Origin of the sequence: Shinella yambaruensis (assembly GCF_050859155.1) — a bacterium.
Classification (GTDB): domain Bacteria; phylum Pseudomonadota; class Alphaproteobacteria; order Rhizobiales; family Rhizobiaceae; genus Shinella; species Shinella yambaruensis.
Genome location: NZ_CP150640.1, coordinates 167,175 through 192,737, shown reverse-complemented (window position 1 = coordinate 192,737; position 25,563 = coordinate 167,175). Strand labels below are relative to the sequence as shown.

Here is a 25,563-nt window from a genome sequence, read left to right as displayed (position 1 = left end):
GTCGCTTTTCGTGAGAGAGGCCATTGGTCCTTGAGTAGCAGCGAACGGGCGTGCTTCATTGCATTGAAGGGACTTTTTGAGATAGAATCAGGACATGCAGCCTCCTGATATCCGAAACCTGCAACGCATCGGCTTCATCCTGCTGCCGAATTTCGCATTGATGTCCTATGCCTCGGCGAGCGAGCCGCTGCGCGCGGCCAACCTCATCGCCGGCAGCCCGCTCTATGAGGTCGTGCCGCTCTCGGCGGATGGCCTTCCGGTCAGAAGCTCGGCCGGCCTGGAGATCGCCTGCGGTCGGCTTTCCGATCTCGGCGGCAGCTGCCACACGCTGTATGTCTGTGCCGGCGGCAATCCCGCCGACTGGCAGGGCAGTTCCGCCCTGCATGCGCCCTTGCGCAAATTCGCCCGGGACGGCGTGCGTATCGGCGGGATTTCGAGTGGCGCCTATGTGCTCGCGGCCGCCGGGCTGCTCGATGCCTGCGCCTTCACCATCCATTGGGAGCATGCGCCGCTGCTGCGCGAGACGTTCCCGCATCTTGTGCCGCGTCAGGCGCGCTTTGTGGTCGATGGCGGACGCGTCACCTGCGGCGGCGGCGTGGCGCCGCTCGACATGATGCATGCGGTGATCGCCGCGCGCATGGGCGCGGATTTCGCCCGCCGCGTCAGCGACTGGTATCTGCACACCGCCGTTGCCGAACCGGCCGACCCGCAGCGCGGCGCGGTGGCGGAGCGGTTCGGCACCAACCATCCGGCCTTGCTGGCCGTCCTCGAAAAGATGGAGACAGCCATCGAAAATCCGCTGAACCGCAGCGAGATGGCGCGGCTTGCCGGCATCAGCCCGCGCCATCTCGATCGGCTGTTCCTTACCCATCGCGGGCAGAGCTTCCTCGATACCTATCGCGCGATCCGCCTGGCGCACGGCCGGCGCCTCCTGGAACAGAGCCCGCTTTCCATCGCCGAAATCGCCTATGCCACCGGTTTTTCCAGCGCCGGGCACTTTTCCCGTGCCTTCAGGGCCGCCTATGGTCATACGCCGGCAAAAGCCCGGCGCGCCGGCGCCACGCCTCATTCGTAAGGTTCAATGCGCCTGATGGTCAGGTTCCAAGCCGCTCGGCCACTATGGCCGGAATTTCCTTCAGGGCGAAGGCGCGGAAGGCCGCGGCGACGGGCGAGGGGGGAACGTCGCGCCGCTCGACCAGCCCCACCCGGCGGCTCGCCGTCGCATCGGCAAGGTCCAGCGCCGCCACGCCCTCATGCGCGCCATGCATGGTCAGCGAGGGCAGGATGGTCAGGCCGAGGCCCGCCTTCACCATCGCGACCAGTGAGGTGACGTTGTAGACGGTGATCAGCGACAGTGCCGAAAGCTGCTTGTAATCCGCCGCCTCGATCCGGTCGGACGCGCCGTTGCGGATCAGCGTCGCCCCATTGAGATCGCTCCATTTGACGGGTCGTTCGAGGCGGCAGAGGTCGTGATCGTCCTTGCAGAGCAGCTTGAACCGGTCGCTGAAAAGCGGCGTGAACTCCACCGCGCCGCCCGTGCGGCTTTCGCCGGCAATGCCGATATCGGCGACGCCGCTTTCCACCATGCGGCGCACCTGCGCGCTGTCGATGTCGAACAGCTCGACCTGCACCTGCGGCCGGGTTTGAAGAAACCGTTGCAGGATCGGCGGCAGCACGTTCGTCGCCACGGATGGCACCGAGGCGATCGACAGGCTGCCGATGCGGCTGTGCGCGAAGGCGCGCATGATGCTGACGGACTTGTCGAAACTCCTGATCTGCTCGCGGCCGAGATCGAGCATCAGGTTGCCGAGCGCCGTCAGGCTGTTCTTGCGGTCCGTCTGGAACAGCGGTCCGCCGATCTCGTCTTCCAGCTGCTTCAGGGTCATCGACACGGCCGACGCGGTGCGGCCGACGGCGTCGGCCGCATCCTTGATGTTCCCGCTCTCCGCCACCGTGACGAAGACCCGCAATGCTTCTAGCTTGATCATGGCGCTCACTTCAATTCTTCTGAAATTGATAACAGAAATATCTGCTTGATTGAAGCGTGGCGCTGGCGGATTTTCGGTTGAACGGAATGGAGATGCAAATGGCAGAACGCTACGCCAACCTGATCGGCGGCCGATGGAGGCAGGGCGAACGTTTCCACGAGAACCGCAACCCGTCGGATGTCACCGACCTGATCGGCCTTTACGCGCAGGCCGATGCAGCCGATGTCGACGAGGCCGTGGCCGCCGGCCGCGCAGCACTGCCGGCCTGGCGGAAGACCGGGCTCGAACAGCGCCAGGCGATCCTCAACACGATCGGCATGGAACTGATGGAGCGCGCCGCCGAACTCGGCGAACTCTTATCGCGCGAAGAGGGCAAGCCGTTGGCGGAAGGCCGCGGCGAGGTGTTCCGCGCCGGCCAGTTCTTCACCTATTACGCGGCCGAAGTGCTGCGTCAGCTCGGCGAGAACGCGGATTCGGTCCGTCCCGGCATCGAGATCGACATGCGCCGCGAGCCGATGGGGCTGGTGGCCGTCGTTTCCCCCTGGAATTTCCCGACCGCCACCGCCAGCTGGAAGATCGCCCCGGCGCTCGCCTATGGCAATGCCGTCATCTGGAAGCCGGCCAACGAGACGCCGGCCTCGGCCTTCGCGCTTGCCGACATCATCCACCGCGCCGGCCTGCCGGATGGGACGTTCCAGCTGCTGATGGGGCCAGGTTCGGTCGTCGGCAACGGACTTGCCGGCCATCGCGGGGTCGATGCCATCACGTTTACCGGGTCCTATGAGGTCGGTTGCCAGGTGGCGGTCGCCGCAGTCGCGAACCTCACCAAGTTCCAGCTGGAACTCGGCTCCAAGAACGCCCTGCTCGTCATGGACGACGCCGATATCGACCTTGCCGTCGCGGCCTCGATCGGCGGCGGCTATTCGGGCACGGGGCAGAAATGCACCGCCTCCTCCCGTCTCCTGGTCCATGCGAAGGTCCACGACGTCTTTGTCGAGAAACTGGCTGCCGCCGTCGCGGCGCTGAAGGTCGGCCATGCGCTGGCGGACGGAACGCAGGTCGGCCCGGTGGTCAGCGAACGCCAGCTTGCCGCCAACCTCGCCTGGATGGAGCGTGCCCGCGCCGCCGGCGCCGCGGTCGCCGTCGGGGGCGAGCGCCTGCAGCTTGCCCATGACGGCTTCTACATGGCGCCGGCGCTCCTGACCGGCACGACCAATGCCATGGATTTCAACCGCGAGGAGATGTTCGCGCCCGTCGCCGCGGTGCAGAAGGTCGGCTCCTACGAGGAGGGACTTTCCGTCGTCAACGACACGCGCTTCGGGCTGGTTGCCGGCATCTTCACCGGCTCGCTCGCGCGCGCCACCCACTTCCGGCGCCATGTCGAAACCGGCTGCGTGACCGTCAACCTGCCCACGGCGGGCACGGACTATCATGTGCCTTTCGGCGGGCGGAAGGATTCGAGTTTCGGCTCGCGCGAGCAGGGCCGCTCGGCTGCCGAATTCTACACCCAGGTCAAGACCGCCTATATCCGGGCGGGGGAGCCGGAGTAAGGCCATGGATGCAAAGATCGCCAGCCCCCTCGTCGATTGCCTGCAATATGCCAACTGGAGCCCGCGCGTTTTCTCCCAGATGCGGGCCGGCGGCGTGCATGCGGTCCATGCCACCATCGCCTATCACGAGAGCTTCCGCGAGACGGTCGCCAACATCATCGCCTGGAACCGCCACTTCGAGCGCCACCCGGACCTCATCTTCCCGGGCCGATCCGGCAGCGATATCGAGCGGGCGATGCGGGAGGGGCGCACGGCCATCTTCTTCGGCCTGCAGAACCCGTCGCCCATCGAGGACGATATCGGGCTTATCGAGGTCTGCCATACGCTCGGCGTTCGCTTCATGCAGCTTTCCTACAACAACCAGTCCTTGCTTGCCACCGGCTGCTACGAGGGGGAAGATCCCGGCATCACCCGCTTCGGTCGCCAGGCCATCGCCGAGATGAACCGTGTCGGCATGGTCATCGACATGAGCCATTCCGCCGAACGCTCGACCCTGGAGGCGATAGAGATCTCGACCCGTCCGATCGCCATTACCCATGCCAATCCGCACTGGTGGCATCCTGCCCTGCGCAACAAGTCCGACACGGTCCTGAAGGCGCTGGCACGATCCGGCGGCATGCTCGGCCTGTCGCTCTATCCGCATCACCTGAAGGACGGGTCCAACTGCACGCTGGAGGGTTTTTGCGCCATGGTCGCGGAGACGGCCGCGCGCTACGGCGTCGAGCATGTCGGCATCGGCAGCGACCTTTGCCAGGACCAGCCGGATTCGGTGGTGACATGGATGCGCAATGGCCGCTGGTCGAAGGTGATGGATTTCGGTGAAGGATCGGCCGCCGCGGCCGGCTTTCCCCGCCAGCCGGCCTGGTTCACCAGCAATGCCGATCTCGGCAACCTGCGGGACGGGCTGCACAGGGCCGGTTTCTCGGAGGCCGAGATGGGCGGCATCATGGGCGGCAACTGGCTGCGCTTCTACAACGCTTCGTTCGGGCCGATGCCATGACCGGCCGCGCGCTCGACGTAACGACGGAGCCTGCACTGGCACTGCGCTCGCCGGATGTCGTCATGCGCCTGCGGCGAATGGGGGCCTCTTTCCCGACGCGGCTCAGCTTCCTGCGCAGCCTGATCCGGCATCTTGCGGCAAGCGGCGCGGCGGTGCACCGCGGTGTCTGGCGCATGGACGACGAAGGGTTTGGCGAGGCGGTCTATACGCTGCGGCTCGGCAGTCATGACTACAGCCTTGTCGCCTTCTCCTGCCCGCTCTCCGACGACCAGCGCTCCGACCGCGTGATCGCCGAGGCCTGGGATACGAGCTACGTGCTCTATGACGGCATTCCCGATGCCGCCGAGATCGGCCGGCTGCGGGCGAACGCGCCGCGGCAGGAGGCGGGGCGCTTCGGCCCACGCGACCTGGTGCTGAGCCGCGCCAACAAGTCCGTGCGCTTCTTCGAGCATGTCGCCGACAGCCTGGCCCACGGCCGCCAGCCGGATCGGGCGCGTCTCGGCGAGGTCGGCTATCTGCTGCGCACCACCGCCGTCTACGGCAATGGAAAATTCGGCATCGCCGACCGTTGCGTCCTTGCCGGGCGCAGGGGACTGGATGGCCCCTTCCAGGCGGAGATGCTGACCGTCTGGCTGATCCGCGAATTCTCGCACGACCTCGTCGAGCACGTCGCCCGGTGCCGTGCGCCCGAAACCGCCGTGCCGCTGGCGCCGGACTTGCGCCGCCACATCGGGGTCGGCAATTCCACCGGCCTCGGCATGGCGCCGTTCCTGGCAAACCATCCCGTGCTGCTGAACAACTGGGTCCTCGCCCGCGAGACCGCCCTGGCGCGTGTGCGGTCGAAACCACACCTTGATGCGGCGGCGTTGAACAGGCTGGCCGATCTCTGGCGACAGGCGGCCCGGCACCTCGACCAATGGTCGGTGGAGGACGGCGCCCTTGCGGCACGCATCGTCCGCCTGCGCGCGGAGTGGACGGAGGCCGAAGCCTGGATCGATCCTGCGCGGCTGCTGGCCACGGCCTTTCCGGTCGCGGCCCTGCTCGACCGCGGGCAGCTCCTCTCCGTGGATTTCCAGGAACTGCTTGCCGCGCTGCTCATCGAGATGGCGGGACCTGAAAACGATGACCTTGCGGGCGGCATGGCGGCGGTGCGCGAAGGGGTGCTCCGACCGGGCATGGACCTGGCGGCCCTCCGCGCGCTCCTGCGCGAGCACTATGGATGGGCGCTCGCCATCGCCTTCGGGCAGCCGGCCGAAACCGCCCAGTTCTGGTATGTCTCGCAGGAGAAGCTGGAGCCGCGCCTCGGCCGCCGCGGCGCAGAGCCCGGGGCGGAACTGGAACTGCCGCTCGACATCGCCCGACAGGCGCAGCGGCTCGCCGCCGACCTTGCCGAAGTGCCGGAGACCGGGACCGTCGCCGCCTTCCTCGCCCGTTTCCCGCGGCATCGCCACATGGTCCGACGCATCCAGGCAACGGCCGGCGCGCCCTATGCGGAAATCCGCGACAACCTGCTCTCGGACCGCTGCCTGCCGATCGACATGCTACGCTGCAAGCTCGCCTTCTTCGGCGCGTCGAAATTCGATCCGCGCTCGGATCGCTGGACGCGCATCACGCTCTTCCAGGGCGCCCCGACGGCCGGCGAGATCACGGCCGGCGAAACCGACGACTGCTGGCTTCCGGTGCTGCCATGACGACGATCCTGCTTTCCTACAATGAAGTGCAGACACTCGCCCGCAAGGCGGCTGCCGGCGCTGGACTGCCTTACGGCGTCGCGGAGGATATCGGCGAGGCCGCCGTCTGGCTGTCGGCGCGCGGCGTCGATGCCGTCGCTGCCGTCGTCGACGCGCTTGCCGGGCGGGGGCCGGATGACATTCTCGACGGCCTTGCGGACATCGATGCGCTCTGCTGCGGCGGCCGGGACGAGGTCGCGCTGCACGGCCGGGATTGCGGCCTGGTGCTGATCGGTCTTGCCGGTGCGACGGCAGGGGACATGGGGCTGTGCCTTGCGGTGGAGCGCGGGAAGGGCGCTGTCGTCCCGCTTGCGCTGGTGGAGGATGCCGGTGGCCTCATGCCGTCCGCGGCGGTGCTTCGTCTCCTGCCCGGGGACGATCGCCTTGCGCGGCCGGCAACGCCGCGGCCGGCGGCAAGTGATCTGGCGGCCTATGCGGCGGCACTCGCGCTTGCGGCGCGAACCTGCGTCCCGGCCTCGGATTTTTCGCGCGCGCAGGGTGCGGGCGCGGGAACCACGGACAACGATTGAGGATATTTCCATGACGGAACGGGTGATGACGCTCGCTGCGGTCGAGCATCTGTGCCTGCGCGCACTGACGGCGTCGGGGGCCAGCACGGACAACGCCGCCGCCGTCGCCCGGTCGACGATGCTGGCCGAGCGCGACGGCATTCGCAGCCATGGCCTGCTCTATGTGCCGATCTACGCGGAGCACCTGCGCTGCGGCAAGGTCGACGGCAGGGCGTCGCCCGTCGTGTCGCAGCCGCGTCCCGGCGCCATCGTCGTCGATGCGGCGACCGGCTTCGCCCATCCGGCGATCGATGCCGGCTGGGATCGCTTCGTCGCCGCCGCCGGGCGGAACGGGGTAGCCGCGCTGACGGTGTTCAACTCCTACAATTGCGGCGTGCTCGGCCATCATGCCGAGCGCATCGCCGAAGCGGGCCTGCTCGGCCTTTGCACTACCCATGCCCCGGCGTCCATCGCGCCGCCCGGCGGGCGCACGCCCGTCATCGGCACCAATCCCTTCGCGCTCGGCGTGCCGGACGAGGCAGGCGGGGTCGCGCTCGTGCTCGACCAGTCGGCAAGCGTGGTGGCGAAATCGGAGATCCTTCTGCGCTCGCGCGAGGGCAGGCCCATCGAACCTGGCTGGGCGCTCGATGCCGATGGCGCGCCGACGCTCGATCCCGTCGCCGCCCTCAAGGGCTCGATGCTGCCGGCCGGCGGCTACAAGGGGTTCGGCGCCGGCCTTCTCGTCGAGATCCTTGCATCCTGCCTGTCGGGAGCGGCCCTCAGCAAGGATGCGAGCCCGTTCTCCGGCACGGCGGGCGGGCCGCCGCGGACCGGCCAGTGCTTCATCGCCTTCGATCCGTCGGCCTTTTCACCAACCTTTTCGCCGCAGGTCGCAAACCTTCTCGGCGCCATCGCCGGGCAGGAGGGCGCGCGTCTGCCGGGCGGCCGCCGGCGGGCCGCGCGCCAGCGCACCGAGCGGGATGGCGTGGCGGTCGACGCCGCGCTGATCGAGCGGATCGAGGCGTTCATTCGCTAAAGTTTTTCTGAAATGCGGATCAGTTATTTCGGTTTGATAAAAGTTACCGCATTCGACATCGTAACCGTCACGAGCACGACAACCACAACAAAGGGAACGGACATGAAGATCAGGACATCGATTCTCGCGGGCGCTTGCCTCTCTTGCATGCTGCTCGGCGGCAACGCTGCCCAGGCGGCGGAATGCGGCACGACGGATCCGATCACGGTGGCGGAAATGACGTGGCTTTCCGCCGGCACGCTCGCCTATGTGACCAAGGCGATCCTTGCCGAAGGCTATGGCTGCACCGTGCAGATCGTGCCCGGCGACACGGTGCCGACGGCCTCCTCCATGCTGGCCAAGGGCGAGCCGGACATCGCGCCGGAACTCTGGGTCTCGACCGTCAAGTCGACCTGGGACCAGATGCTGGCGAAGGGCACGGTCTACAAGGCCGGTGATATCTTCGCCAGCGGCGGCCAGGAAGGCTGGTGGATCCCGGACTATGTTGCAGAGGCGCATCCGGAAATCCGTTCCGTCAGCGACCTCAAGGACAATTGGAAGGTGTTCGAGGACGCATCGGCCCCCGGCAAGGGGCGCTTCTTTGCCTGCCCGCCCGGCTGGGGCTGCGAGATCATCACCAACAACCTCATCAAGGCGCTCGGCCTTGAGGAGACCTATGAAGTCTATCCGACCGGATCCGGTGCAAACCTCAAGGCCACCATCGCCCGCCAGGTCTCGCGCCAGAAGCCATTTGTCGGCTGGTACTGGGGGCCGACCGAGGTGATCGGCAAGTACAGGCTCAAGGTGCTGGACATGCCCGCCTATGATGCGGCCAAGTTCACATGCCTCACCGATGCCAAGTGCGAGAAGCCGGAACTGACCGGCTGGGCCGTGGGCGAGGTTGCCGTCGCCGCGACCACGAGCCTGAAGGAAAAGGCGCCGGATGTCGCAGAGTTCCTGTCGAAGATGCAGGTTCCGAACGCCGAGATCAGCGACGTGCTGGCCTGGGGCGACGACAACAAGGCCTCGCCTGAGGAAGTCGCAGCCTATTTCTTCAAGAACTATGAGAGCATCTGGACCAAGTGGGTCCCGGCCGACGTCGCCGAAAAGGTCAAGGCCTCGCTCTGAGGGTCCTCTGGCGAGGCGGCGCGACCGCGCGGTTGCGCCGCTCTTGCGACCTTCCTTTGCCGGCGGTCCGTGCCGTATGGCGGCCGGCAAGAGATGCAGCGTGAAAGGCTTGTGCCGTGGCAGACAATTTCCCCGAATTCATCGATACCCGTGGTCTCCGCTTTGCCATCGACGACGGCTTCAGCTGGGTCGTGGCGCATTACGGCGATACGTTCGAACGAATGCTGCTGCCGCTGCTCAAGCTCCTGAGCGCCCTTGAAAGCTTCCTGCAATGGCTGCCGTGGTACGTCACCATCGCCGTCATCGCCGCGCTGACCTATTCGGCCGCACGGAGCCTCAAGGCAACCGGCGGGGCCGTCGCCATGCTCGTCTTCATCGGGGCCCTCGGCCTTTGGAACGACGCGATGGCGACGATTGCGCTCATGCTCGCCGCGACGGTGGTGGCCGTCGTGATCGGCATTCCACTCGGCATCGTCATGGCGCGCTCGGACTGGCTGCGCTCGATCGCGCTGCCGCTGCTCGACATCATGCAGACGCTGCCGATCTTCGTTTATCTCATTCCCTTCGTCATGCTGTTCGGCCCGGGAAAGATCCCGGCGATCCTTGCCACCGTGTTCTTCGCCATTCCGCCGGTGATCCGGCTGACCGATCTCGGCATCCGCCAGGTCGACGGCGAAGTGGTCGAGGCGATCGTTGCCTTCGGCGCGACGCCGCGGCAGAAACTCCTCAAGGTGCAGATCCCGCTTGCCCTGCCGACCATCATGGCCGGCGTCAACCAGACGACGATGATGGCGCTTTCCATGGTGGTCATCGCCTCGATGATCGGTGCCGGCGGCCTCGGCTATCAGGTTCTGCAGGGTATTCAGCGGCTGGAGGTCAGCCGCGGTCTCATCGCCGGCATCGCCATCGTCTTCCTCGCCGTGATCTTCGACCGCATCGCCCAGTCCTATGGCCGGCGTGCCCAGAAACATCTTGCCAGCGGGGAATGAGGCCGTGAGTGCTTCCGACGTGAAAATCCAGGTCGACAAGGTCTACAAGATCTTCGGCAACCGCCCGGACGATGCGCTCGCCGAGCTGCGCGCCGGCGCGCAGAAGGCCGAGGTTCTGCAGAGGACCGGCTGTGTCGTCGGCCTCAAGGACATCGACTTCTCGATCCATCGCGGCGAGACCTTCGTCATCATGGGCCTGTCGGGTTCGGGGAAATCCACCCTGATCCGTCATTTCAACCGGCTGATCGAGCCCACGGCAGGCCGCATCCTCGTCGACGGTCGCAACATCATGGAGATGAATGCGAAGGAGCTCATCGCCTTCCGCCGCACCGGCATTTCCATGGTGTTCCAGCGTTTCGGCCTGCTGCCGCACCAGACGGTGCTGGAAAATACCATCTGCGGGCCGATCCTGCAGGGCGTCAACCGCCGCGAGGCGGTGGCCCTCGGCATGGAGCAGCTGGAGCTCGTCGGGCTCAAGGGGTTCGAGAACCGCTTTCCACGCCAGCTTTCCGGCGGCATGCAGCAGCGCGTCGGCCTGGCACGGGCACTGGCGACGCAAGCGGATGTGCTTTTGATGGACGAAGCCTTCAGCGCGCTCGACCCGCTGATCAAGAGCGACATGCAGGAGCAGCTGAAGGATATCCAGGCACGGCTGAAAAAGACCATCATCTTCATCACCCACGACCTCGACGAGGCCCTTCATCTCGGCGACCGCATCGCCATCCTCAAGGACGGCGAATTGCGTCAGGTCGGCACGGGTGAGGAGATCCTGTTCCGGCCGGCCGACGATTATGTCGAACGGTTCGTGCGGAAGGTCGACCTGTCGCGTGCCCTCTATGCCCACGAGGCCTTCACGCGGATTCCGGTCCTGACGCAGGCGGAGGCGACGCCGGAGCGGTCCGCCGCGCTGCTCGGCGAGCATCCGGGTGTCATCGTCGCCCGGGACGGCGCGTTGCGCCTCCTTGCCCGCGGCGCTTCCGGCGAGGCCGTCCCGGTGGCCAGCATCGACGCCAATGCCGCCCTCGGCCAGTGCTTTGCGCCGCTCGCCGCGCAAAATGCCATCCTTGTCACGGAGGGCGGGGCGGCAATCGGCATGCTGACCCGTGAAATGGCCTTCAAGGCCCTCGCGCGCGCCGCGCGGCCGGCCTGAAGCGCGCCCGTCCGGCTTCCAGGGGAAACGAACCGATGAAGACCTATGTGCTGACCGTATCGTGCCAATCGACCCGCGGCATTGTCGCCGCGATTACCGGCTACCTCGCCGAGAAGGAGTGCAACATCGTCGACAGTTCGCAGTTCGACGACCAGGAGACGGGCCTGTTCTTCATGCGCCTGACCTTCAAGAGCGAAGGCGGCGCAAGCCAGGACGATATCGACGCGGGTTTTGCGCCGGTCGCCAAGGCCTTCGCCATGGCCTACGAGTTCCACAACAGCGACGAGCGCATGAAGGTGCTGCTGATGGTCTCGCGCTTCGGCCATTGCCTGAACGACCTGCTCTATCGCTGGAAGATCGGCGCGCTGCCGATCGACATCGTCGGCGTCGTCTCGAACCATTTCGATTACCAGAAGGTCATCGTCAACCACGACATCCCCTTCCACCACGTCAAGGTGACGAAGGAGAACAAGCCGCAGGCCGAGGCGCGGCTGATGGAGATCGTCGAGCAGTCCGGCGCCGAGCTGATCGTGCTCGCCCGCTACATGCAGGTGCTGTCGGATGCGGTGTGCAAGAAGATGTCGGGCCGGATCATCAACATCCACCACTCGTTCCTGCCGTCGTTCAAGGGGGCGAACCCGTACAAGCAGGCCTTCGAGCGCGGCGTGAAGCTGATCGGCGCGACGGCGCACTATGTGACGGAAGACCTCGACGAGGGTCCGATCATCGAGCAGGACGTGGCGCGCATCACGCATGCGCAGTCGGCGGACGACTATGTGTCGATCGGCCGGGACGTGGAGAGCCAGGTTCTGGCCCGCGCGGTGCATGCCCATATCCACCACCGCGTCTTCATGAACGGCAACAAGACCATCGTCTTCCCGCCCAGCCCCGGCTCCTACGCCTCCGAGCGCATGGGCTGAGCCGAAAGACGACAAAAGGCCGGCGAAACGCCGGCCCAGCCTGATGAAGAGCGCCGCCCCACCCACCGCCGTCATCCTCGGGCTTGACCCGAGGATCCTGTGTGTTTGGTCTGATGTAAGATGGTTGCGGGAAGGAGGCCGAGAGGATCCAGGCCGCCGTTTGTGACGGCAGGCCGCGGCATGGCTTGGCCCCTTCCCGCTTCGCCCATCAACCTGAACAGTTGCACGGGGCTGTCGCCACAGACCCCGCACACAGGAGCAGGCGCCATGACGATACACCATACCTTCATCGGCTGCGACATCGGCAAGGACATGATCGACATCTTCGATCCGAAAACGGCCAGGTTCTGCCGCATTCCCAACGAGCAGACCGCGCTGTCCGCTTTTGCCCGTGGCCTCGACCCGGCCACCGACCTGGTCGTCTTCGAGGCGACAGGTCATTGCGACCGGCTGCTGCGCCTGTGTCTGGCACAGGCCGGCATCGCCTTTGCCCGCGTCAACCCGAAGACGGCCCGGCGCTTTGCCGAAGCGCGGGGACGGCTGGCCAAGACCGACCGCATCGATGCCCGCTCGCTTTGCGAGATGGGAACCATGTTCGGCCTGACGGCCGAGGCGCCGCCTTGCCCGGTGCGCGAGCGCCTGGCGGCCCTTGCCCGCCGCCGGGATCAGCTCGTCGATGCCCGTGCAACCGAGCGCCGGCATCTTTGCGATGCCTTCGATCCCGCCGTCCGCGCCGACATCGAGGCCATGATCGCCATCCTCGGCGAGAGGATCGCCTCGATCCAGGCTGCGATCGACGAGCAGATGAAGAATGGACATCTCGCTCAGCAGGCGCACCGCCTTACCTCCGCGCCCGGCGTGGGCAAGGTGACAGCCTTGACCCTGCTGGCCCATATGCCCGAACTCGGCAGCCTTTCGCCCAAAACAGCCGCAAGCCTTGCCGGCCTTGCTCCCTTCAATGACGATTCCGGCAGGAGATCCGGCCGCCGCCGCATCAAGGGCGGCAGGCCACGCGTGCGAAAGGCCCTCTACATGGCGGCTCTCGGCGCGATCAAGGCTTCAGCGCGCCTGCGCGCCTTCCATCAGGCCGTCTCAGCCAGAACAGGTTCCGCAAAGGCCGGCATCATCGCCGTCGCAAGAAAGCTCATCACGATCCTCAATGCAATGCAGCGCGACAAAACCAACTTCGCTTGAACACAGTTGCCATGTGTCACCCGCGGCTTGTGCCTTTGGTTTTGCATCCCGTGGAAATGGAGACGGGTGCTCAGCCCTCGGCGTAGCTGCCGTCCTCGCGATGAACCTCGCTGCCCGAGAGCGGCGGCGTGAACACACAAACCAGCAGGAGCGCTTCCTTCGCGCGCAGGATATGGGGATCGTGCTCGTTCAAGGCATAGATCGTTCCCGGGACGATGGGAAAGACCTCTCCCGTGGAAACATTCTCCACTTCGCCCTCGCCGGAGATGCAATAGTTCGTTTCGAAATGGTTCTTGTAGTGCAGGTGCAGTTCGGCACCTTTTGCCACCCGGGTCTCGTGAACCGAGTGTCCCATTTCATGTTCCCGCACGATCATCCGGCGGCTCTGCCAGCCGGGACCCGACGCATCCCGCGGCGTACCTGCAATCTCCTCAGATGTGACGACGATCATGTTTTTTCCTCCTACTCGATATCTTGTTCGATGTCCGCGAGGGCTGGTTCTATCCGTGCGGCGGCTTCCCGTGATTATCACGCCCATGGCGCGCGAGATATGCCTGCCGGCCGCGCAGCGTCCATCCTATGGGAGGGAATGCCGTGGCCGGTGCGTCTCACCAGGCCTGTTGGCGTATGGCGCGATACTTCAACGCGTTCGCGTGTCGGACAAGATCGTGGAGATCATTCCTCCGGCGTTGAGGATCCGGATTTCCCGTTCCGTTTCCACGGCCGCCCTTCCCACCAAAGCCTGGCTTTGGCCGTCGGCGCGGCGGATGAGCAGTTTCAGCTCGCTTCTCGGCTCCACTGCCGTGGCATCGATCGCGATCCTGTCCTGCGGTCCTATCGAAAGCGGCACGGCGCGATCGATCACCACGGGAAGCACGCCCATGCCGATGAGGTTGCTGCGGTGGATGCGCTCGAAGCTGCGGGCGATGACGGCGCGTATGCCGAGGAGGGCGACGCCTTTGGCCGCCCAGTCGCGCGAGGAACCGGTGCCGTATCGTTCGCCCGCGACGATGACGACCGGCCGGTTTTCCTGCCGGTAACGTTCGGCGATCGCCCAGAGGGGGCCTTCCTCCATCGTCGGGGCATGGATGGTGCGGGCGGCGGGCCGGCCGTCGATCAGCAGGTTGCCGGCGGTGCGGTTGTCGAAGAGGCCGCGGACCATAACCTCCCAGTTTCCGCGGCGGGCGGCGTAGACATTCAGGTCGTCCGGCGGGTCGCCATGCGCGACGAGATGCCGTCCCGCATGGCTGGCCGCGCCGATCTGGCCGGCCGGCGAGATATGGTCGGTGGTCATGTCGTCGCCGAGAACGAGCAGCGGATGGGCTTCGTAGGCGCCGAGCCGGCTTGCCGTCCGCGCGGAGGCGAAGGGCGGGCGGCGGATATAGGTCGATGCGGCATCCCAGGGAAAACGCGCGGAAGCGGGGGCATCGAGCGCCTGCCATGCCGCGTTGGCTGCGGCCTGCGCGAAGGCCTCTCCGAAATCGGCGGGCTCGGAGGCCCCTCGCACAATGGCATCGATCTCCCCGTTTGCGGGGAGGAGATCGCCAAGGCGGATGGTTTCCCCGTGCGGGCCGCGGCCGATGTCGCGGTTCATCGGATCGGAGACGAATTTGCCGATGAGCGAGAGGGCGACGACGAGCGGTGGGGACGCGAGGAAGCCGAACTGGAGGCTTGGATGGACGCGCCCGGGGAAATTCCGGTTGCCGGAGAGGAGCGCGGCGGCGACCGTTCCGTCCGGGATTGCCGCGGCCATGTCCGCTTGCAGGGGGCCGGAATTGCCGATGCAGGTCGTACAGCCGTGGCCGACGATGCCGAAGCCGAGCGCTTCCAGGTCCGCAAGCAGGCCGCTGCGCGCCAGGAAGCGCTCGGCCGCGGGGGAGCCGGGCGCCAGCGATGTCTTCACCCAGGCGGGCGGGCGAAGGCCGAGGCGCCGTGCTTTCCGGGCAACGAGGCCGGCGGCGGCGAGGAGACGCTGATCGGAGGTGTTGGTGCAGCTCGTGATGGCGGCAATGGCAATCGCGCCGTCCGGTATGGTTTTTCCGGTTTCGAAGGGCTTGCCGCTTGCTGCCTCCAGTGCCTCGGCGGCCGCTGCGACGGGCAGCCTGTCCTGCGGGCGTCGGGGGCCGGCGAGGATCGGTTCGATTGCCGATAGGTCGAGATCGATCACACGGCTGTAGCGCGGCTCCGCCGCCGGGTCGAACCAGAGGTGGAGGGCCTTTGCCGCCCTTTCGACGAAGGCGCAATGGTTCGCATTGCGGCCGGTCTGGCGCAGATAGGCGATGGTTTGTCCGTCAATCGGGAAAAAGCCGGTGGAAGCGCCGTATTCGGGCGCCATATTGGCGACGACGGCGCGGTCGCCGCAGGTCAGCGCCGGAACGCCTTCGCCGAAAAACTCGATGAACTCTCCCGATATGCCGTGCTTTCGGAGCAGATGGGTGACCTCGAGTGCAAGGTCCGTGGACAGCACGCCCGGGCCGAGGCGGCCGGTGAGACGGACCCCGACGACGTCGGGCAGGCGGATCGTCACCGGCAGGCCGAAGAAGACGCTCTCGGCCTCCAGGCCCCCGACGCCCCAGGCGAGCACGCCGATGCCGTTGATCATCGGCGTATGGCTGTCCGTGCCGATCAGCGTATCCGGGGCGGCCCGGCGCGTGCCGTCCCGCTCGACGACCTCCATGACCGTGGCGAGCTGTTCGAGGTTCAGCGTGTGCATGATGCCGGTGCCGGGCGGATGCACCCGCACGCCCGGCAGTGCCGTGGTCGCCCATTTCATCAGGCGGTAGCGCTCGCTGTTGCGATCCATCTCGCGCTGCATGTTGTGTTCCCGCGCGTCGCCGCGGCCATACCGGTCGACGGCCACGCTGTGATCGACCGAAACGTCGACGGGCAGCACGGGTGTCAGGCGCGACGGATCGCCGCCAGTCTCTGCGATGGCGTCCCGCATGGCGGCGATGTCCACCAGGGCGGGAACGCAGGTCGTGTCGTGCATGAGGACGCGGGAGGGGTGGAAATCCACCTCCGCCTCGCTCGTGCCCTCGCCGAGCCAATCGCGCAGGGCGTCGGTGAACGCGGCAAGGCGCGCGGGGTCGCGGCGGGCGACGTTTTCAAGCAGGATGCGCAGGACGAAGGGCAGGCGCCGGACTTCGCCGAAGGCCGCGCGCAGGTCAATGGCTTCGACCGGACCCGTCTCGGTTTCGATCCACAGAGCCATTTCGCATCTCCAAAGTGATTTTTAATACGTAAAAAGCCAATAATTAGAGAATGTCAACGAGTTTCCGACGATTCATTGGCTTTTAATGCGGTATATATGCAAAGAATCCCGCCTCTTGTTTCCTTTGCCCGCAGCATGGAATAACCTCCAGCCGATTGCTTCAGAAGACCGGACGGTATCCATGCGCTCCAGCCAGCTCGCCCAGACCATCGCGAACGAAATCACGCTTCTCGTCACATCCGGCGAGCTTTCGGTGGGCGATCACCTGAAGACGCAGCAGCTGGCGGACCGTTTCGGCGTGTCCCGCTCGCCGGTGCGCGAGGCCATGGACATGCTGGCAAGCCAGGGGCTGCTGGAGCAGAAGGAAAACCGCGGCTTCTTCGTCCGCGAGGCGGCGAGCGGCGTCGTCGAGCAGGTGCGCGATGATACCGGACCCTTCGAGGTCGCCAACGACTACCAGCGGCTGGCGGAGGACTGGCTGACGGACCGCATTCCTGCCGAAGTCACCGAACAGATGCTGCGCGAGCGCTATGAGCTCACCAAGTCGCAGCTCAACGACATCCTGATGCGTGCGACCCGCGAGGGCTGGGCCGAGCGCAAGCAGGGCTACGGCTGGCGCTTCCTGCCGGTCGCCAAGACGCCGGAGGCCTTCGAGCAGATCTACCGCTTCCGCATGCTGATCGAACCGGCCGCGATGCTGGAACCCGAATTCCGGCTCGACCGCAAGATCATCGACGAGCAGCGCCGGATCCAGAGCCGCATGCTGGACACGGACATCGAGCGGCTGCCGGCCGAACGCCTCCTGCACAATGGCGCGCTCTTCCATGAGGAGTTGATCAAGATGGCCAACAATCCCTTCTTCCACATCTCGCTCGTGCGCGTGAACCGCATGCGGCGCCTGCTGGAATACCGCTCGCGCGTCGACCGCAGCCGCACCGTGCGCCAGTGCCGGGAACACCTCGAAATCCTTGATCTACTGGAGCGCGGCGAGGTCGTTGAGGCTTCCTACGCGATGCGCCGGCACCTCGGCGGTGCACTCTCCAAGAAGTCGCCCATTACCTGGTCCTGGTCGCACCAGGCGCATGAAAAAGACAATCTCGAAAAATAGTGATTGCATTTTTAGATTTAAAAAGCCAATAATCTCCCCGTGACGCAGAGCGGCGATTTCGCTCGTCGCCTCATGGGAGATATCTGATGAAAATATTCGTGACGCCGTGTGATGGGATCGGTCCGGAGATCACAGCGGCAACCATGGAGGTCCTGAAGGTCGCCGATGCGGCGTTCGGTCTGGGCCTCGAATACCACTTCGAGGACACCGGCTTCACGAGCCTGGAAAAGTTCGGCACGACGCTGCGCGACGAGACGATCGAGCGCGCGCGCACCTTCGACGGCATCATCCTGGGACCGCAGTCGCACATGGATTATCCCGCCCGCGACAAGGGCGGCGTGAACGTTTCGGCCGGCTTCCGCGTCAAGCTCGACCTCTATGCCAATGTCCGCCCGGCGCGTTCGCGCCCGTTCCTCAACGATGCCAAGAAGATGGACCTCGTGATCATGCGCGAGGCGACGGAAGGGTTCTATCCCGACCGCAACATGTATGCCGGCACGGGTGAATTCATGCCGACGCCGGATGTGGCGCTCTCGGTGCGCAAGATCACGGCGTCCGCCTGCGAACGCATTGCCCGCCAGGCCTTCCTGCTCGCCATGAAGCGCAACAGGAAGGTAACCGCGGTCCACAAGGCCAACAACTTCATCCTGACGGACGGCCTGTTCCTGCAGCAGGTGCGAAAGGTCGCCGCCGAATTCCCCGACGTGACGCTCGACGATTTCATCATCGACGCGATGGCCGCCCATCTGGTGCGCGACCCCTCGCGCTTCGACGTGATCGTCGCGACGAACTTCTACTCGGACATCCTGTCGGATCTCGCCAGCGAGCTTTCGGGCAGCCTCGGCCTTGCCGGTTCGATCAATGCCAATGCCGAGACCGGCCTCGTCTGCGCCCAGGCCCAGCATGGCTCTGCACCCGACATCCAGAACCGCAACATCGCCAACCCCACCTCGCTCATCCTTTCCGCGGCGATGATGCTGAGCTGGCTCGGCGAGCAGCGCGGCCTGGCGCATTTCGAGGCGGCGGGCGCGGAAATCGAACGGGCCGTCGACGAGGTTCTCGCCGACCCGGCGTCCCGCACCCGCGATCTCGGCGGGACCACCAACACCGATACCTTCGGTTCGCTTGTCGCGGGCGCGGTTCGGGCGGGCGGCGGCGAGCGGAAGCGTGCCAGTGCCTGAGAAGAGCATTTGCATTTTGATTTTTTAAAATCCAAAATGCAAAGCATGGAGGAGGCGAGGGCAGGGAGTGGCCCTCGCATGACGTGCCCGGCCGCTCCGAAGCGCGGGCCAATCTTTTGGGAGATGAGAGATGAATTACACAATATCCGCCCGCTCGGCCGTCTTCGCCGTCGGCACGGCGCTCATGACCGCCTTCGCCGCCGCCGCATTCGCACAGGACGTTCCCGCCGGTTATCCGGCCGGCTATGCCGACGTCATCGCCGCGGCAAAGGAGGAAGGCACCGTCTCGGTCTACACCTCGACCGATGCCGCCCAGTCGCAGAAGCTGCAGGATGCCTTCACCAAGAAATACGGCATCAAGATCGCCTATAACGACCTCGGAACGAACGGTGCCTACAACCAGGTGATCTCGGAAGCCGCCGCCGGCCAGACGACGGCCGACGTGGTCTGGAGTTCCGCCATGGACCTGCAGATGACGCTTGTCCAGGAAGGTTATGCGGCCGAATATGCCTCGCCGGAAACCGGCCACCTGCCGGCCTGGGCCAATTACAAGAACATGCTGTTCGGCACGACCGTCGAGCCGGTCGGCGTGATCTACAACACCAAGGCACTGTCGGAAGACAAGCTTCCGAAGACCTATGCCGACATGATCGCCTTCCTCAAGGACAACAAGGCCGAGCTTCAGGGCAAGGTCGCGACCTTCGACCCGGAAAAGAGCGGTTCGGGCTTCCTGCACCACTCGAACGATGCCCGCAACCGATCGGACTTCTGGGATCTGGCCAAGGCCATGGGCGAGGACGGCGCGAAGATCTATTCCAGCTCCGGTGGCATGAAGGAAACGGTGGTATCGGGCGAAAACGTCATCGCCATCAACATCATCGGCTCCTATGCGCTCGACTGGGTGAAGGAAAGCCCGAACCTCGGCGTGCATTTCGCAAGCGACTACACGCCGGCCTTTTCGCGCCTCGCGCTGATCACCAGGGATGCCCCGCATCCGAACGCCGCCAAGCTCTTCGTCGACTTCATGCTCTCGGCCGAGGGGCAGTCGCTTCTCGCCGAAGGCGGCCTGCCGTCCGTGCGTGACGACGTGACCGCCGGCCTCAACATCAAGACGCTGAACGAGCGCGTCGGCGGCGGCCTGAAGCCGATCGCGGTCGATGAAGGCGTGCTCGAATACATGAAGCCGACGAAGCGCGTCCAGTTCCTCAACGACTGGAAGGCCGCCCTCGGCCGCTGATGCTCAGCCGGCCGCGGCGCTCAGACAGCGCCGCGGCTCCGCCACCGTTTGCGAGAGGCATAGAATGTCCACCCATACACAAGCACCGGCTGCGCTCGCCCTGGCGAAAGCCGCGGCCGAGAAGAAGTATCCGGCCAGGATGCCGCGGCACGGCAATGCCAGCCTTTACCGGCGCATCGTCATCGGCCTTCTGGCAATCGCCGTTTTGGCGCCTGTCGGCCTGATCGTCTACCAGAGCTTCCTGACGGCGGCCTTCTTCAGCCCGCGCGCTCAATTCGGTCTCGACGCCTACAAATACGTCTTCACCGACAGGAACTTCTACAAGGCGCTCGGCACCACCGCCATCTTCTCCTTCGGCATGGTCGCGATTGCCGTGCCGCTCGGCGGCCTGCTGGCCTTCCTGATCACGCGGACGGACATCAGGGGCAGGCGCCTGCTCGAAATCCTCGTGCTCGTGCCGATGTTCATCTCGTCCATCGTGCTGGCCTTCGGCTATACGGTGTCCGTCGGCCCGACGGGCTTCGTCTCGCTCTTCGTCCGCGGCATCCTCGGCTTCGTGCCGTGGAACATCTACAGCCTGCCGGGCATGATCCTGATTGCCGGCCTCAGCCATGTGCCGCATGTCTATCTCTATGTCTCCTCGGCCATGCGCAACCTGCCGTCGGACCTGGAGGAGGCCGCCCGCACCACCGGCGCGTCCATCTGGCAGGTCTCGCGCGACGTCACGCTGCCCATGGTGCTGCCGGCGCTGATCTTCGCCGCCGCGCTCAACATCCTGCTCGGCTTCGAGACCTTCGGCATTCCGTTGGTCCTCGGCGATCCGAACGGCATCATGGTGCTCACCACCTACATATACAAGCTCACCACGCTGTTCGGCACGCCGACCTACCAGCTGATGGCCGTCGTCGCCGTGGTGCTCATCCTCATCACGCTGCCGCTCGTCTGGATGCAGCGCAAGCTTTTGCGCAATGCCCGCAAATATGCCGCGATGGGCGGCAAGGGCGCCCGCGTCGCCACGCTGAAACTCGGCGGGAGCGGCCAGGCCATCGCGCTTTCGATCATCGGCTTCTGGCTCTTCGTCTCCGTCGCCCTGCCGATCGGCGGTATCGCCGTGCGCGCCTTCGTCGATGCCTGGGGCGAGGGCGTCAGTCTGCTCGACCATCTCACATTCGCGAATTTCGACCGCATGCTGGAGGTCCCGAGCCTGGTGCGCGGCATCGTCAATACCGTGCTCCTCTCCGTGGTCGGCGGCGCCGTCGCGGTCGGCATCTACCTGATGGTCGGTCTTGCGGGGCATCGCAACTGGGGCCTGTCGAACACGGTGCTCGACTACATCGTGCTCCTGCCGCGCGCCCTGCCCGGACTTGTCATCGGCCTTGCCTTCTTCTGGGTCTTCCTGTTCGTGCCGCTGCTGACGCCCTTGCGCCCGACGCTGGTCAGCCTCTTCATCGCCTATGTCGTCGTCGGCCTGTCCTATGGTCTGCGCCTCCTGCAGGGCACGCTCATCCAGGTCGCACCGGAGCTTGAGGAATCCGCCCGCACCACGGGCGCCACGATCGGCCGGACCTGGAAAGACGTGGTGATCCCGATCGTAAGGCCCGGCCTTGCCGGCGCCTGGGCGCTGATCATGATCATCTTCCTTCGCGAATATGCGACGGGCGTCTACCTCATGGGCGCGGGCACGGAAGTCATCGGTTCGCTGATGGTCTCGCTTCTCCAGACCGGCGCCATGAACACGATCGCCGCCCTTTCCCTCATCAGCATCGTCTTGACGGGCGCAGGCCTTGCGCTCGCCCTTCGTTTGGGAGCAAAAATCCATGACTGAACTCGTCGTCAGCAACGTCCAGAAATGGCTGGGCGGCCTGCAGATCCTCAAGGGCGCGTCCTTCACGGCGCAGCGCGGCTCCATCGTCGCCCTGCTCGGCGCCTCGGGTAGCGGCAAGACCACGCTGCTGCGCTGTGTCGCCGGGCTCGAACAGCCGGAAATCGGCCAGATCGTCATCGGCGGCAAGACCGTGCTCGACGGCGAGACGAAGATCGCCCTGCCGCCCGAGCAGCGCAATATCGGCCTCGTCTTCCAGTCCTACGCGCTCTGGCCGCACCGGACGGTGAAGGAGAACGTCGGCTACGGCCTGAAGCTGCGCGGCGTGACGCAGGCCGATATCGAAAAGCGCGTTCAGGCGATCCTCGAGCGCATGGGGCTCGGCCATCTGGCCGATCGTTTTCCCTCCCAGCTTTCCGGCGGCCAGCAGCAGCGCGTCGCGATCTGCCGGGCGCTGGTCTATGAGCCGCGCGTGCTTCTGCTCGACGAGCCGCTCTCCAACCTCGATGCGAAGCTGCGCGAGGAAGCCCGCTACTGGATCCGCAAGCTGATCCTCGACCTCGAAATCTGTGCCATCCTCGTGACGCACGACCAGAGCGAGGCGCTCGCCGCCGCCGACAACATCCTCCTCCTGCAGGATGGCCGGATCGTCCAGCAGGGCGGGCCGCAGGAGATCTATTCCAACCCGAACAGCTTCTATTCGGCGGACTTCCTGGGCGCCAACAACATCGTCACGGCGAAGGTCAAGTCGGTCGACGGCAAGAGCGCCATCATCGGTGGCGAGAACTGGAGCCTTGACGGGACGGTGCGCGAGGCCTCGGGGCTGGCCGCATCGGAGGATGCGCGGGCGGTCATCCGTGTCGAGCAGATCAGCGTCAGCGACCAGCCGCAGGCCGGCGGGCTGGAGATGAACCTCGACGACAGCATCTATCTCGGCGACCGCTGGGAATATCGCCTGCGGCGCGGCGACTTCGTCGCCAAGGCGCATGGTGCAAAGCAGCTTTCGACCGGCACGGTCTGGGCGTGCATTCCCTCCGAAAGCGTGTGGGTGTTCTCGGCAGGCCAGCGCTAGCGCCTTTCCAGCCGAAGCGGCATCGCTTCGGCATCGGACGATGCGGTAGAAACAAGATGCTGGGGCAGTTCCGGCGAACCGGATTTCACAGGAATTGCCCCGGCGAAGGTCCGCCGCGGGCGGCCGCTCCTTTCAAAGGGAATGGAATGTCGCAACAGCCCCGCATAACCCTCGTCCATGCGACGCCGATCGCCATGGAGCCGATCAGGCAGGCCTTCGCCTCCGCCTGGCCGGAGGCCGACATGGTCAACCTGCTCGAAGACAGCCTCTCGCCCGACCGGGCGAAAAGCAGCGATATCACCGAGGCGTTGACGGCCCGCATCACGGCGCTGACGCACTATGCGAAGCAGATCGGCAGCGCCGCGGTGCTCTTCACCTGCTCGGCCTTCGGCCGTGCCATCGAGCAGGCGGCGGCGACCGTCGATATCCCGGTGCTGAAGCCGAACGAGGCGATGTTCGAGGCCGCCATCCGCAAGGGCGGCCGGACGGCCATGCTCTACACCTTCCCGCCGGCGCGGGAGGGCATGGAGGCGGAGTTTGCCGAGGAGGCGGCGCGGATCGACCCGACCGCCACCCTGGAGAGCTTCCTTGTGGAGCACGCGATCGAGGCCGTGCGGGCTGGCGATGTCGAAACCCACAACCGCCTTGTCGCCGCGGCCGCGGCGGGTCTCAAGGGCTTCGACAGCATCGTGCTTGCGCATTTTTCCACGGCGCGCGCCGTGCCGGCCGTGCGGGCGGAGACGGACATCCCCGTTCTCTCGAGCCCGGCCGCCGCCATCGACAAACTCAAGCGCCTTCTCGGCGCTGCCTGATTTTGGGAGTATCCGTTCCATGCTGCTTGGCGTGATTGCAGACGATTTCACCGGGGCGAGCGACATCGCGAACACGCTCGCCAAGGGCTTGCCGGGCGAGGGCGGCCTTCGCACGGTGCAATATCTCGGCATTCCCCATGGCAAGGCCGAGCCCGATGTCGAGGCGGGCGTCATCGCCTTGAAGAGCCGGTCGATCGAAGCCGCCGCTGCCGTGGAGCAGTCGCTTGCCGCCCTGCGCTGGCTGCTCGGCCAGGGCTGCGAGCAGATCGTCTTCAAATATTGCTCGACCTTCGATTCAACGCCGCAAGGCAATATCGGCCCGGTGGCCGAGGCGCTTGCCAGGGCCCTGGATGTCAAGGGCGTCGTCGCCTGTCCGGCGTTTCCCGGTGCCGGCCGGACGGTCTATCAGGGCCATCTCTTCGTGAAGGACAGGCTCCTCAACGAATCCGGCCTGCAGAACCATCCGCTCAACCCGATGACGGACGCCGATATCCGCCGCTGGCTACGGCTCCAGACGACGGGCGGCGTCGGCCATGTCGATACCGCAACCGTCCGGGAAGGTCCTGCCGGTATAGAGACCGCCTTGCGGGAGCAGGACACCACCCTCGTCATCGTCGACGCCATCACGGACGACGACCTCGTCGCGATCGGCAGCGCCGTGGCATCGTGCCGCCTCATCACCGGTGGCTCGGGCATCGCCATCGGCCTTGCCGCCAACTTCATCGGGCGCGGCCTTGCCGCGGGCACGGGAGCGGCGGTGATCGGCATGGACGGGCCGGAAGCCATTCTCGCCGGAAGCTGCTCCGGCGCAACGCGCGAACAGGTCGACATCCACCGCAAGGACCATCCGGCGCTTGCCATCGACGTCGCCGGCGTCCTGGACGGTTCAGTCACCGCCGCGGACCTCACTTCCTTCCTGCTTGCGAACCGGGGCAGGGCGCCGCTGGTCTACTCCTCGGGCACGCCCGGTGAGGTCCAGGCCGTCCAGGCGCGCTTCGGGCGGGAGATGGTTGCCGCCGCGCTCGACGGCCTCTTCGCCAGCACGGCGCGGGAACTGGTCAAGGCCGGCATCCGCCGGCTCGTCGTCGCCGGCGGTGAGACGTCCGGCGCCGTCGTTTCGGCGCTCGACCTTGGCGCGCTGACCATCGGGGCCGAGATCGACCCCGGTGTGCCGGTGCTCTTGTCGGGCGGCGATGAGCCCGTGGCGCTGGCGCTCAAGTCCGGCAATTTCGGTACGCCCGATTTCTTCACCAAGGCATTGGAAAGGCTTGCAGGCAGATGAGTGCGGAAAACAAGGTTCGCGAGGAGATCGTCCGTCTTTCGAAATCACTGTTCGACCGCGGCTTCTCCGTCGGCTCCGCCGGCAATATCAGCGCCGTGGTCGAGGACGGGATCCTGATGACCCCGACGAATTCGTGTCTCGGCTTCCTCGACCCGGCGCGAATCTCGAAACTCGACCGAAGCGGCAACCACATCAGTGGCGACAAGCCCTCGAAGGAGGTGTTCCTGCACCAGGCGTTCTACGAAACGCGGCCGCAGACAGGGGCGGTGGTGCACCTGCACTCGACCTTCGCGACCGCCCTGTCGTGCCTCAGCGATACCGACCCGGACGATTGCATCCCGCCGCTCACGCCCTATGTCGTCATGCGTGTCGGCAAGGTGAAGCTGCTGCCCTATGTCAGGCCGGGCGACGAGCGGATGGGCGAGATGATACGGGAGCTTGGCGGCCGCCATGCCGCTGTCCTCCTTGCCAATCATGGTCCCGTCGTTGCCGGCAGGGACATCGTCTCCACGGTCTATGCCGCCGAGGAGCTGGAGGAAACCGCCAGGCTGCTCGTTCTGCTGCGCAATGCACCCACGCGTTTGCTCTCCCCGGAAAACGTCGCGGAACTGAAAGCCGTCTTCGGCGGCTATTGAGGGGGGGGACGCCATCCGTGAGGTGCAGGG

General features: G+C 65.8%; 22 protein-coding genes. 19 read left to right on the top strand and 3 right to left on the bottom strand.

The genetic code is table 11. The features are described 5' to 3' along the window. Window positions 1-94: 94 nt before the first annotated feature. Window positions 95-1,075: a GlxA family transcriptional regulator gene (locus tag WMC41_RS26765; RefSeq protein ID WP_272808197.1), complete on the top strand. Its 981-nt coding sequence runs from the start codon at window positions 95-97 to the stop codon at window positions 1,073-1,075. A gap of 19 nt (window positions 1,076-1,094) precedes the next feature. Here the strand turns inward: WMC41_RS26765 and WMC41_RS26760 are convergent, their stop codons facing one another. Further along, window positions 1,095-1,988 (bottom strand): LysR family transcriptional regulator, encoded by an 894-nt coding sequence (locus tag WMC41_RS26760; protein WP_432349614.1) that lies wholly within the window; start codon window positions 1,986-1,988, stop codon window positions 1,095-1,097. A gap of 98 nt (window positions 1,989-2,086) precedes the next feature. Here WMC41_RS26760 and WMC41_RS26755 point away from each other — a divergent pair, with 98 nt between their 5' ends. The 10 genes from WMC41_RS26755 (at window position 2,087) to WMC41_RS26710 (ending at window position 13,173) form a co-directional block, all read left to right on the top strand. Next, the gene (locus WMC41_RS26755) at window positions 2,087-3,538 is read left to right on the top strand and encodes an aldehyde dehydrogenase family protein (RefSeq protein ID WP_432349613.1); all 1,452 of its coding nucleotides are present in this window, start codon (window positions 2,087-2,089) and stop codon (window positions 3,536-3,538) included. A gap of 4 nt (window positions 3,539-3,542) precedes the next feature. Next, window positions 3,543-4,538, top strand: coding sequence for a membrane dipeptidase (locus WMC41_RS26750; protein WP_244770592.1), 996 nt, complete (start codon window positions 3,543-3,545; stop codon window positions 4,536-4,538). Beyond that, window positions 4,535-6,229 (top strand): hypothetical protein, encoded by a 1,695-nt coding sequence (locus WMC41_RS26745; protein ID WP_432349612.1) that lies wholly within the window; start codon window positions 4,535-4,537, stop codon window positions 6,227-6,229. The genes WMC41_RS26750 and WMC41_RS26745 overlap by 4 nt, the downstream gene beginning before the upstream one ends. Next, a complete protein-coding gene (locus WMC41_RS26740; RefSeq protein ID WP_432349611.1) occupies window positions 6,226-6,798 on the top strand; it encodes a DUF3726 domain-containing protein in 573 nt (190 codons plus the stop codon). The genes WMC41_RS26745 and WMC41_RS26740 overlap by 4 nt, the downstream gene beginning before the upstream one ends. 10 nt (window positions 6,799-6,808) lie before the next feature. After that, window positions 6,809-7,813: an Ldh family oxidoreductase gene (locus WMC41_RS26735; protein WP_244770589.1), complete on the top strand. Its 1,005-nt coding sequence runs from the start codon at window positions 6,809-6,811 to the stop codon at window positions 7,811-7,813. Window positions 7,814-7,915: 102 nt separating this feature from the next. Beyond that, complete coding sequence (locus WMC41_RS26730) at window positions 7,916-8,920, top strand: glycine betaine ABC transporter substrate-binding protein (protein ID WP_272808191.1); 1,005 nt, start codon at window positions 7,916-7,918, stop codon at window positions 8,918-8,920. Window positions 8,921-9,036: 116 nt separating this feature from the next. After that, the gene (locus tag WMC41_RS26725) at window positions 9,037-9,909 is read left to right on the top strand and encodes an ABC transporter permease (protein WP_338341924.1); all 873 of its coding nucleotides are present in this window, start codon (window positions 9,037-9,039) and stop codon (window positions 9,907-9,909) included. Window positions 9,910-9,913: 4 nt separating this feature from the next. Beyond that, window positions 9,914-11,059 (top strand): quaternary amine ABC transporter ATP-binding protein, encoded by a 1,146-nt coding sequence (locus WMC41_RS26720; protein ID WP_288080134.1) that lies wholly within the window; start codon window positions 9,914-9,916, stop codon window positions 11,057-11,059. 35 nt (window positions 11,060-11,094) lie between these two features. Then, a complete protein-coding gene (gene purU, locus WMC41_RS26715) occupies window positions 11,095-11,979 on the top strand; it encodes a formyltetrahydrofolate deformylase (RefSeq protein ID WP_263195050.1) in 885 nt (294 codons plus the stop codon). Between the two features lie 267 nt (window positions 11,980-12,246). Then, window positions 12,247-13,173, top strand: a complete 927-nt coding sequence (locus WMC41_RS26710; RefSeq protein ID WP_432349610.1) for an IS110 family transposase — start codon at window positions 12,247-12,249, stop codon at window positions 13,171-13,173. Window positions 13,174-13,243: 70 nt separating this feature from the next. On the opposite strand, the gene WMC41_RS26705 is transcribed toward WMC41_RS26710, so the two are convergent. After that, entirely contained in the window at window positions 13,244-13,624 is a 381-nt protein-coding gene (locus tag WMC41_RS26705; RefSeq protein WP_432349609.1) for an ectoine synthase, read from the bottom strand. Between the two features lie 189 nt (window positions 13,625-13,813). Further along, window positions 13,814-16,384 carry an aconitate hydratase AcnA gene (acnA, locus tag WMC41_RS26700; protein ID WP_432349608.1) on the bottom strand — a complete coding sequence of 857 codons (2,571 nt, stop codon included), beginning with the start codon at window positions 16,382-16,384 and terminating at the stop codon, window positions 13,814-13,816. Window positions 16,385-16,565: 181 nt separating this feature from the next. Between acnA and WMC41_RS26695 the strand changes: the two genes are divergently transcribed. The 8 genes from WMC41_RS26695 (at window position 16,566) to otnC (ending at window position 25,533) form a co-directional block, all read left to right on the top strand. Beyond that, a complete protein-coding gene (locus WMC41_RS26695; RefSeq protein WP_272808187.1) occupies window positions 16,566-17,492 on the top strand; it encodes a GntR family transcriptional regulator in 927 nt (308 codons plus the stop codon). 86 nt (window positions 17,493-17,578) lie between these two features. Next, a complete protein-coding gene (locus WMC41_RS26690; RefSeq protein WP_272808186.1) occupies window positions 17,579-18,673 on the top strand; it encodes an isocitrate/isopropylmalate dehydrogenase family protein in 1,095 nt (364 codons plus the stop codon). A 130-nt stretch (window positions 18,674-18,803) separates the two neighbouring features. Next, window positions 18,804-19,910, top strand: coding sequence for an ABC transporter substrate-binding protein (locus WMC41_RS26685; protein ID WP_432349607.1), 1,107 nt, complete (start codon window positions 18,804-18,806; stop codon window positions 19,908-19,910). A 64-nt stretch (window positions 19,911-19,974) separates the two neighbouring features. After that, complete coding sequence (locus WMC41_RS26680; RefSeq protein ID WP_432349606.1) at window positions 19,975-21,735, top strand: ABC transporter permease; 1,761 nt, start codon at window positions 19,975-19,977, stop codon at window positions 21,733-21,735. Further along, window positions 21,728-22,804 carry an ABC transporter ATP-binding protein gene (locus WMC41_RS26675; protein WP_432349605.1) on the top strand — a complete coding sequence of 359 codons (1,077 nt, stop codon included), beginning with the start codon at window positions 21,728-21,730 and terminating at the stop codon, window positions 22,802-22,804. The genes WMC41_RS26680 and WMC41_RS26675 overlap by 8 nt, the downstream gene beginning before the upstream one ends. Before the next feature lie 146 nt (window positions 22,805-22,950). Beyond that, entirely contained in the window at window positions 22,951-23,616 is a 666-nt protein-coding gene (locus WMC41_RS26670; protein ID WP_432349604.1) for an arylsulfatase, read from the top strand. Window positions 23,617-23,635: 19 nt separating this feature from the next. After that, a complete protein-coding gene (otnK, locus tag WMC41_RS26665; protein ID WP_432349603.1) occupies window positions 23,636-24,898 on the top strand; it encodes a 3-oxo-tetronate kinase in 1,263 nt (420 codons plus the stop codon). Next, the gene (gene otnC, locus WMC41_RS26660; protein WP_272808180.1) at window positions 24,895-25,533 is read left to right on the top strand and encodes a 3-oxo-tetronate 4-phosphate decarboxylase; all 639 of its coding nucleotides are present in this window, start codon (window positions 24,895-24,897) and stop codon (window positions 25,531-25,533) included. Before otnK ends, otnC begins: the two co-directional genes overlap by 4 nt. Window positions 25,534-25,563 lie beyond the last annotated feature (30 nt).

Coding starts and splice junctions, on each gene's coding strand:
- WMC41_RS26710 (WP_432349610.1), top strand. CDS start 12,247: ATGACGATACACCATACCTTCATCGGCTGCGACATCGGCAAGGACATG.
- acnA (WP_432349608.1), bottom strand. CDS start 16,384: ATGGCTCTGTGGATCGAAACCGAGACGGGTCCGGTCGAAGCCATTGAC.
- purU (WP_263195050.1), top strand. CDS start 11,095: ATGAAGACCTATGTGCTGACCGTATCGTGCCAATCGACCCGCGGCATT.
- WMC41_RS26695 (WP_272808187.1), top strand. CDS start 16,566: ATGCGCTCCAGCCAGCTCGCCCAGACCATCGCGAACGAAATCACGCTT.
- WMC41_RS26705 (WP_432349609.1), bottom strand. CDS start 13,624: ATGATCGTCGTCACATCTGAGGAGATTGCAGGTACGCCGCGGGATGCG.
- WMC41_RS26740 (WP_432349611.1), top strand. CDS start 6,226: ATGACGACGATCCTGCTTTCCTACAATGAAGTGCAGACACTCGCCCGC.
- WMC41_RS26670 (WP_432349604.1), top strand. CDS start 22,951: ATGTCGCAACAGCCCCGCATAACCCTCGTCCATGCGACGCCGATCGCC.
- WMC41_RS26730 (WP_272808191.1), top strand. CDS start 7,916: ATGAAGATCAGGACATCGATTCTCGCGGGCGCTTGCCTCTCTTGCATG.
- WMC41_RS26690 (WP_272808186.1), top strand. CDS start 17,579: ATGAAAATATTCGTGACGCCGTGTGATGGGATCGGTCCGGAGATCACA.
- WMC41_RS26765 (WP_272808197.1), top strand. CDS start 95: ATGCAGCCTCCTGATATCCGAAACCTGCAACGCATCGGCTTCATCCTG.
- WMC41_RS26680 (WP_432349606.1), top strand. CDS start 19,975: ATGTCCACCCATACACAAGCACCGGCTGCGCTCGCCCTGGCGAAAGCC.
- WMC41_RS26755 (WP_432349613.1), top strand. CDS start 2,087: ATGGCAGAACGCTACGCCAACCTGATCGGCGGCCGATGGAGGCAGGGC.
- otnK (WP_432349603.1), top strand. CDS start 23,636: ATGCTGCTTGGCGTGATTGCAGACGATTTCACCGGGGCGAGCGACATC.
- WMC41_RS26760 (WP_432349614.1), bottom strand. CDS start 1,988: ATGATCAAGCTAGAAGCATTGCGGGTCTTCGTCACGGTGGCGGAGAGC.
- WMC41_RS26685 (WP_432349607.1), top strand. CDS start 18,804: ATGAATTACACAATATCCGCCCGCTCGGCCGTCTTCGCCGTCGGCACG.
- WMC41_RS26750 (WP_244770592.1), top strand. CDS start 3,543: ATGGATGCAAAGATCGCCAGCCCCCTCGTCGATTGCCTGCAATATGCC.
- WMC41_RS26675 (WP_432349605.1), top strand. CDS start 21,728: ATGACTGAACTCGTCGTCAGCAACGTCCAGAAATGGCTGGGCGGCCTG.
- WMC41_RS26745 (WP_432349612.1), top strand. CDS start 4,535: ATGACCGGCCGCGCGCTCGACGTAACGACGGAGCCTGCACTGGCACTG.
- WMC41_RS26735 (WP_244770589.1), top strand. CDS start 6,809: ATGACGGAACGGGTGATGACGCTCGCTGCGGTCGAGCATCTGTGCCTG.
- otnC (WP_272808180.1), top strand. CDS start 24,895: ATGAGTGCGGAAAACAAGGTTCGCGAGGAGATCGTCCGTCTTTCGAAA.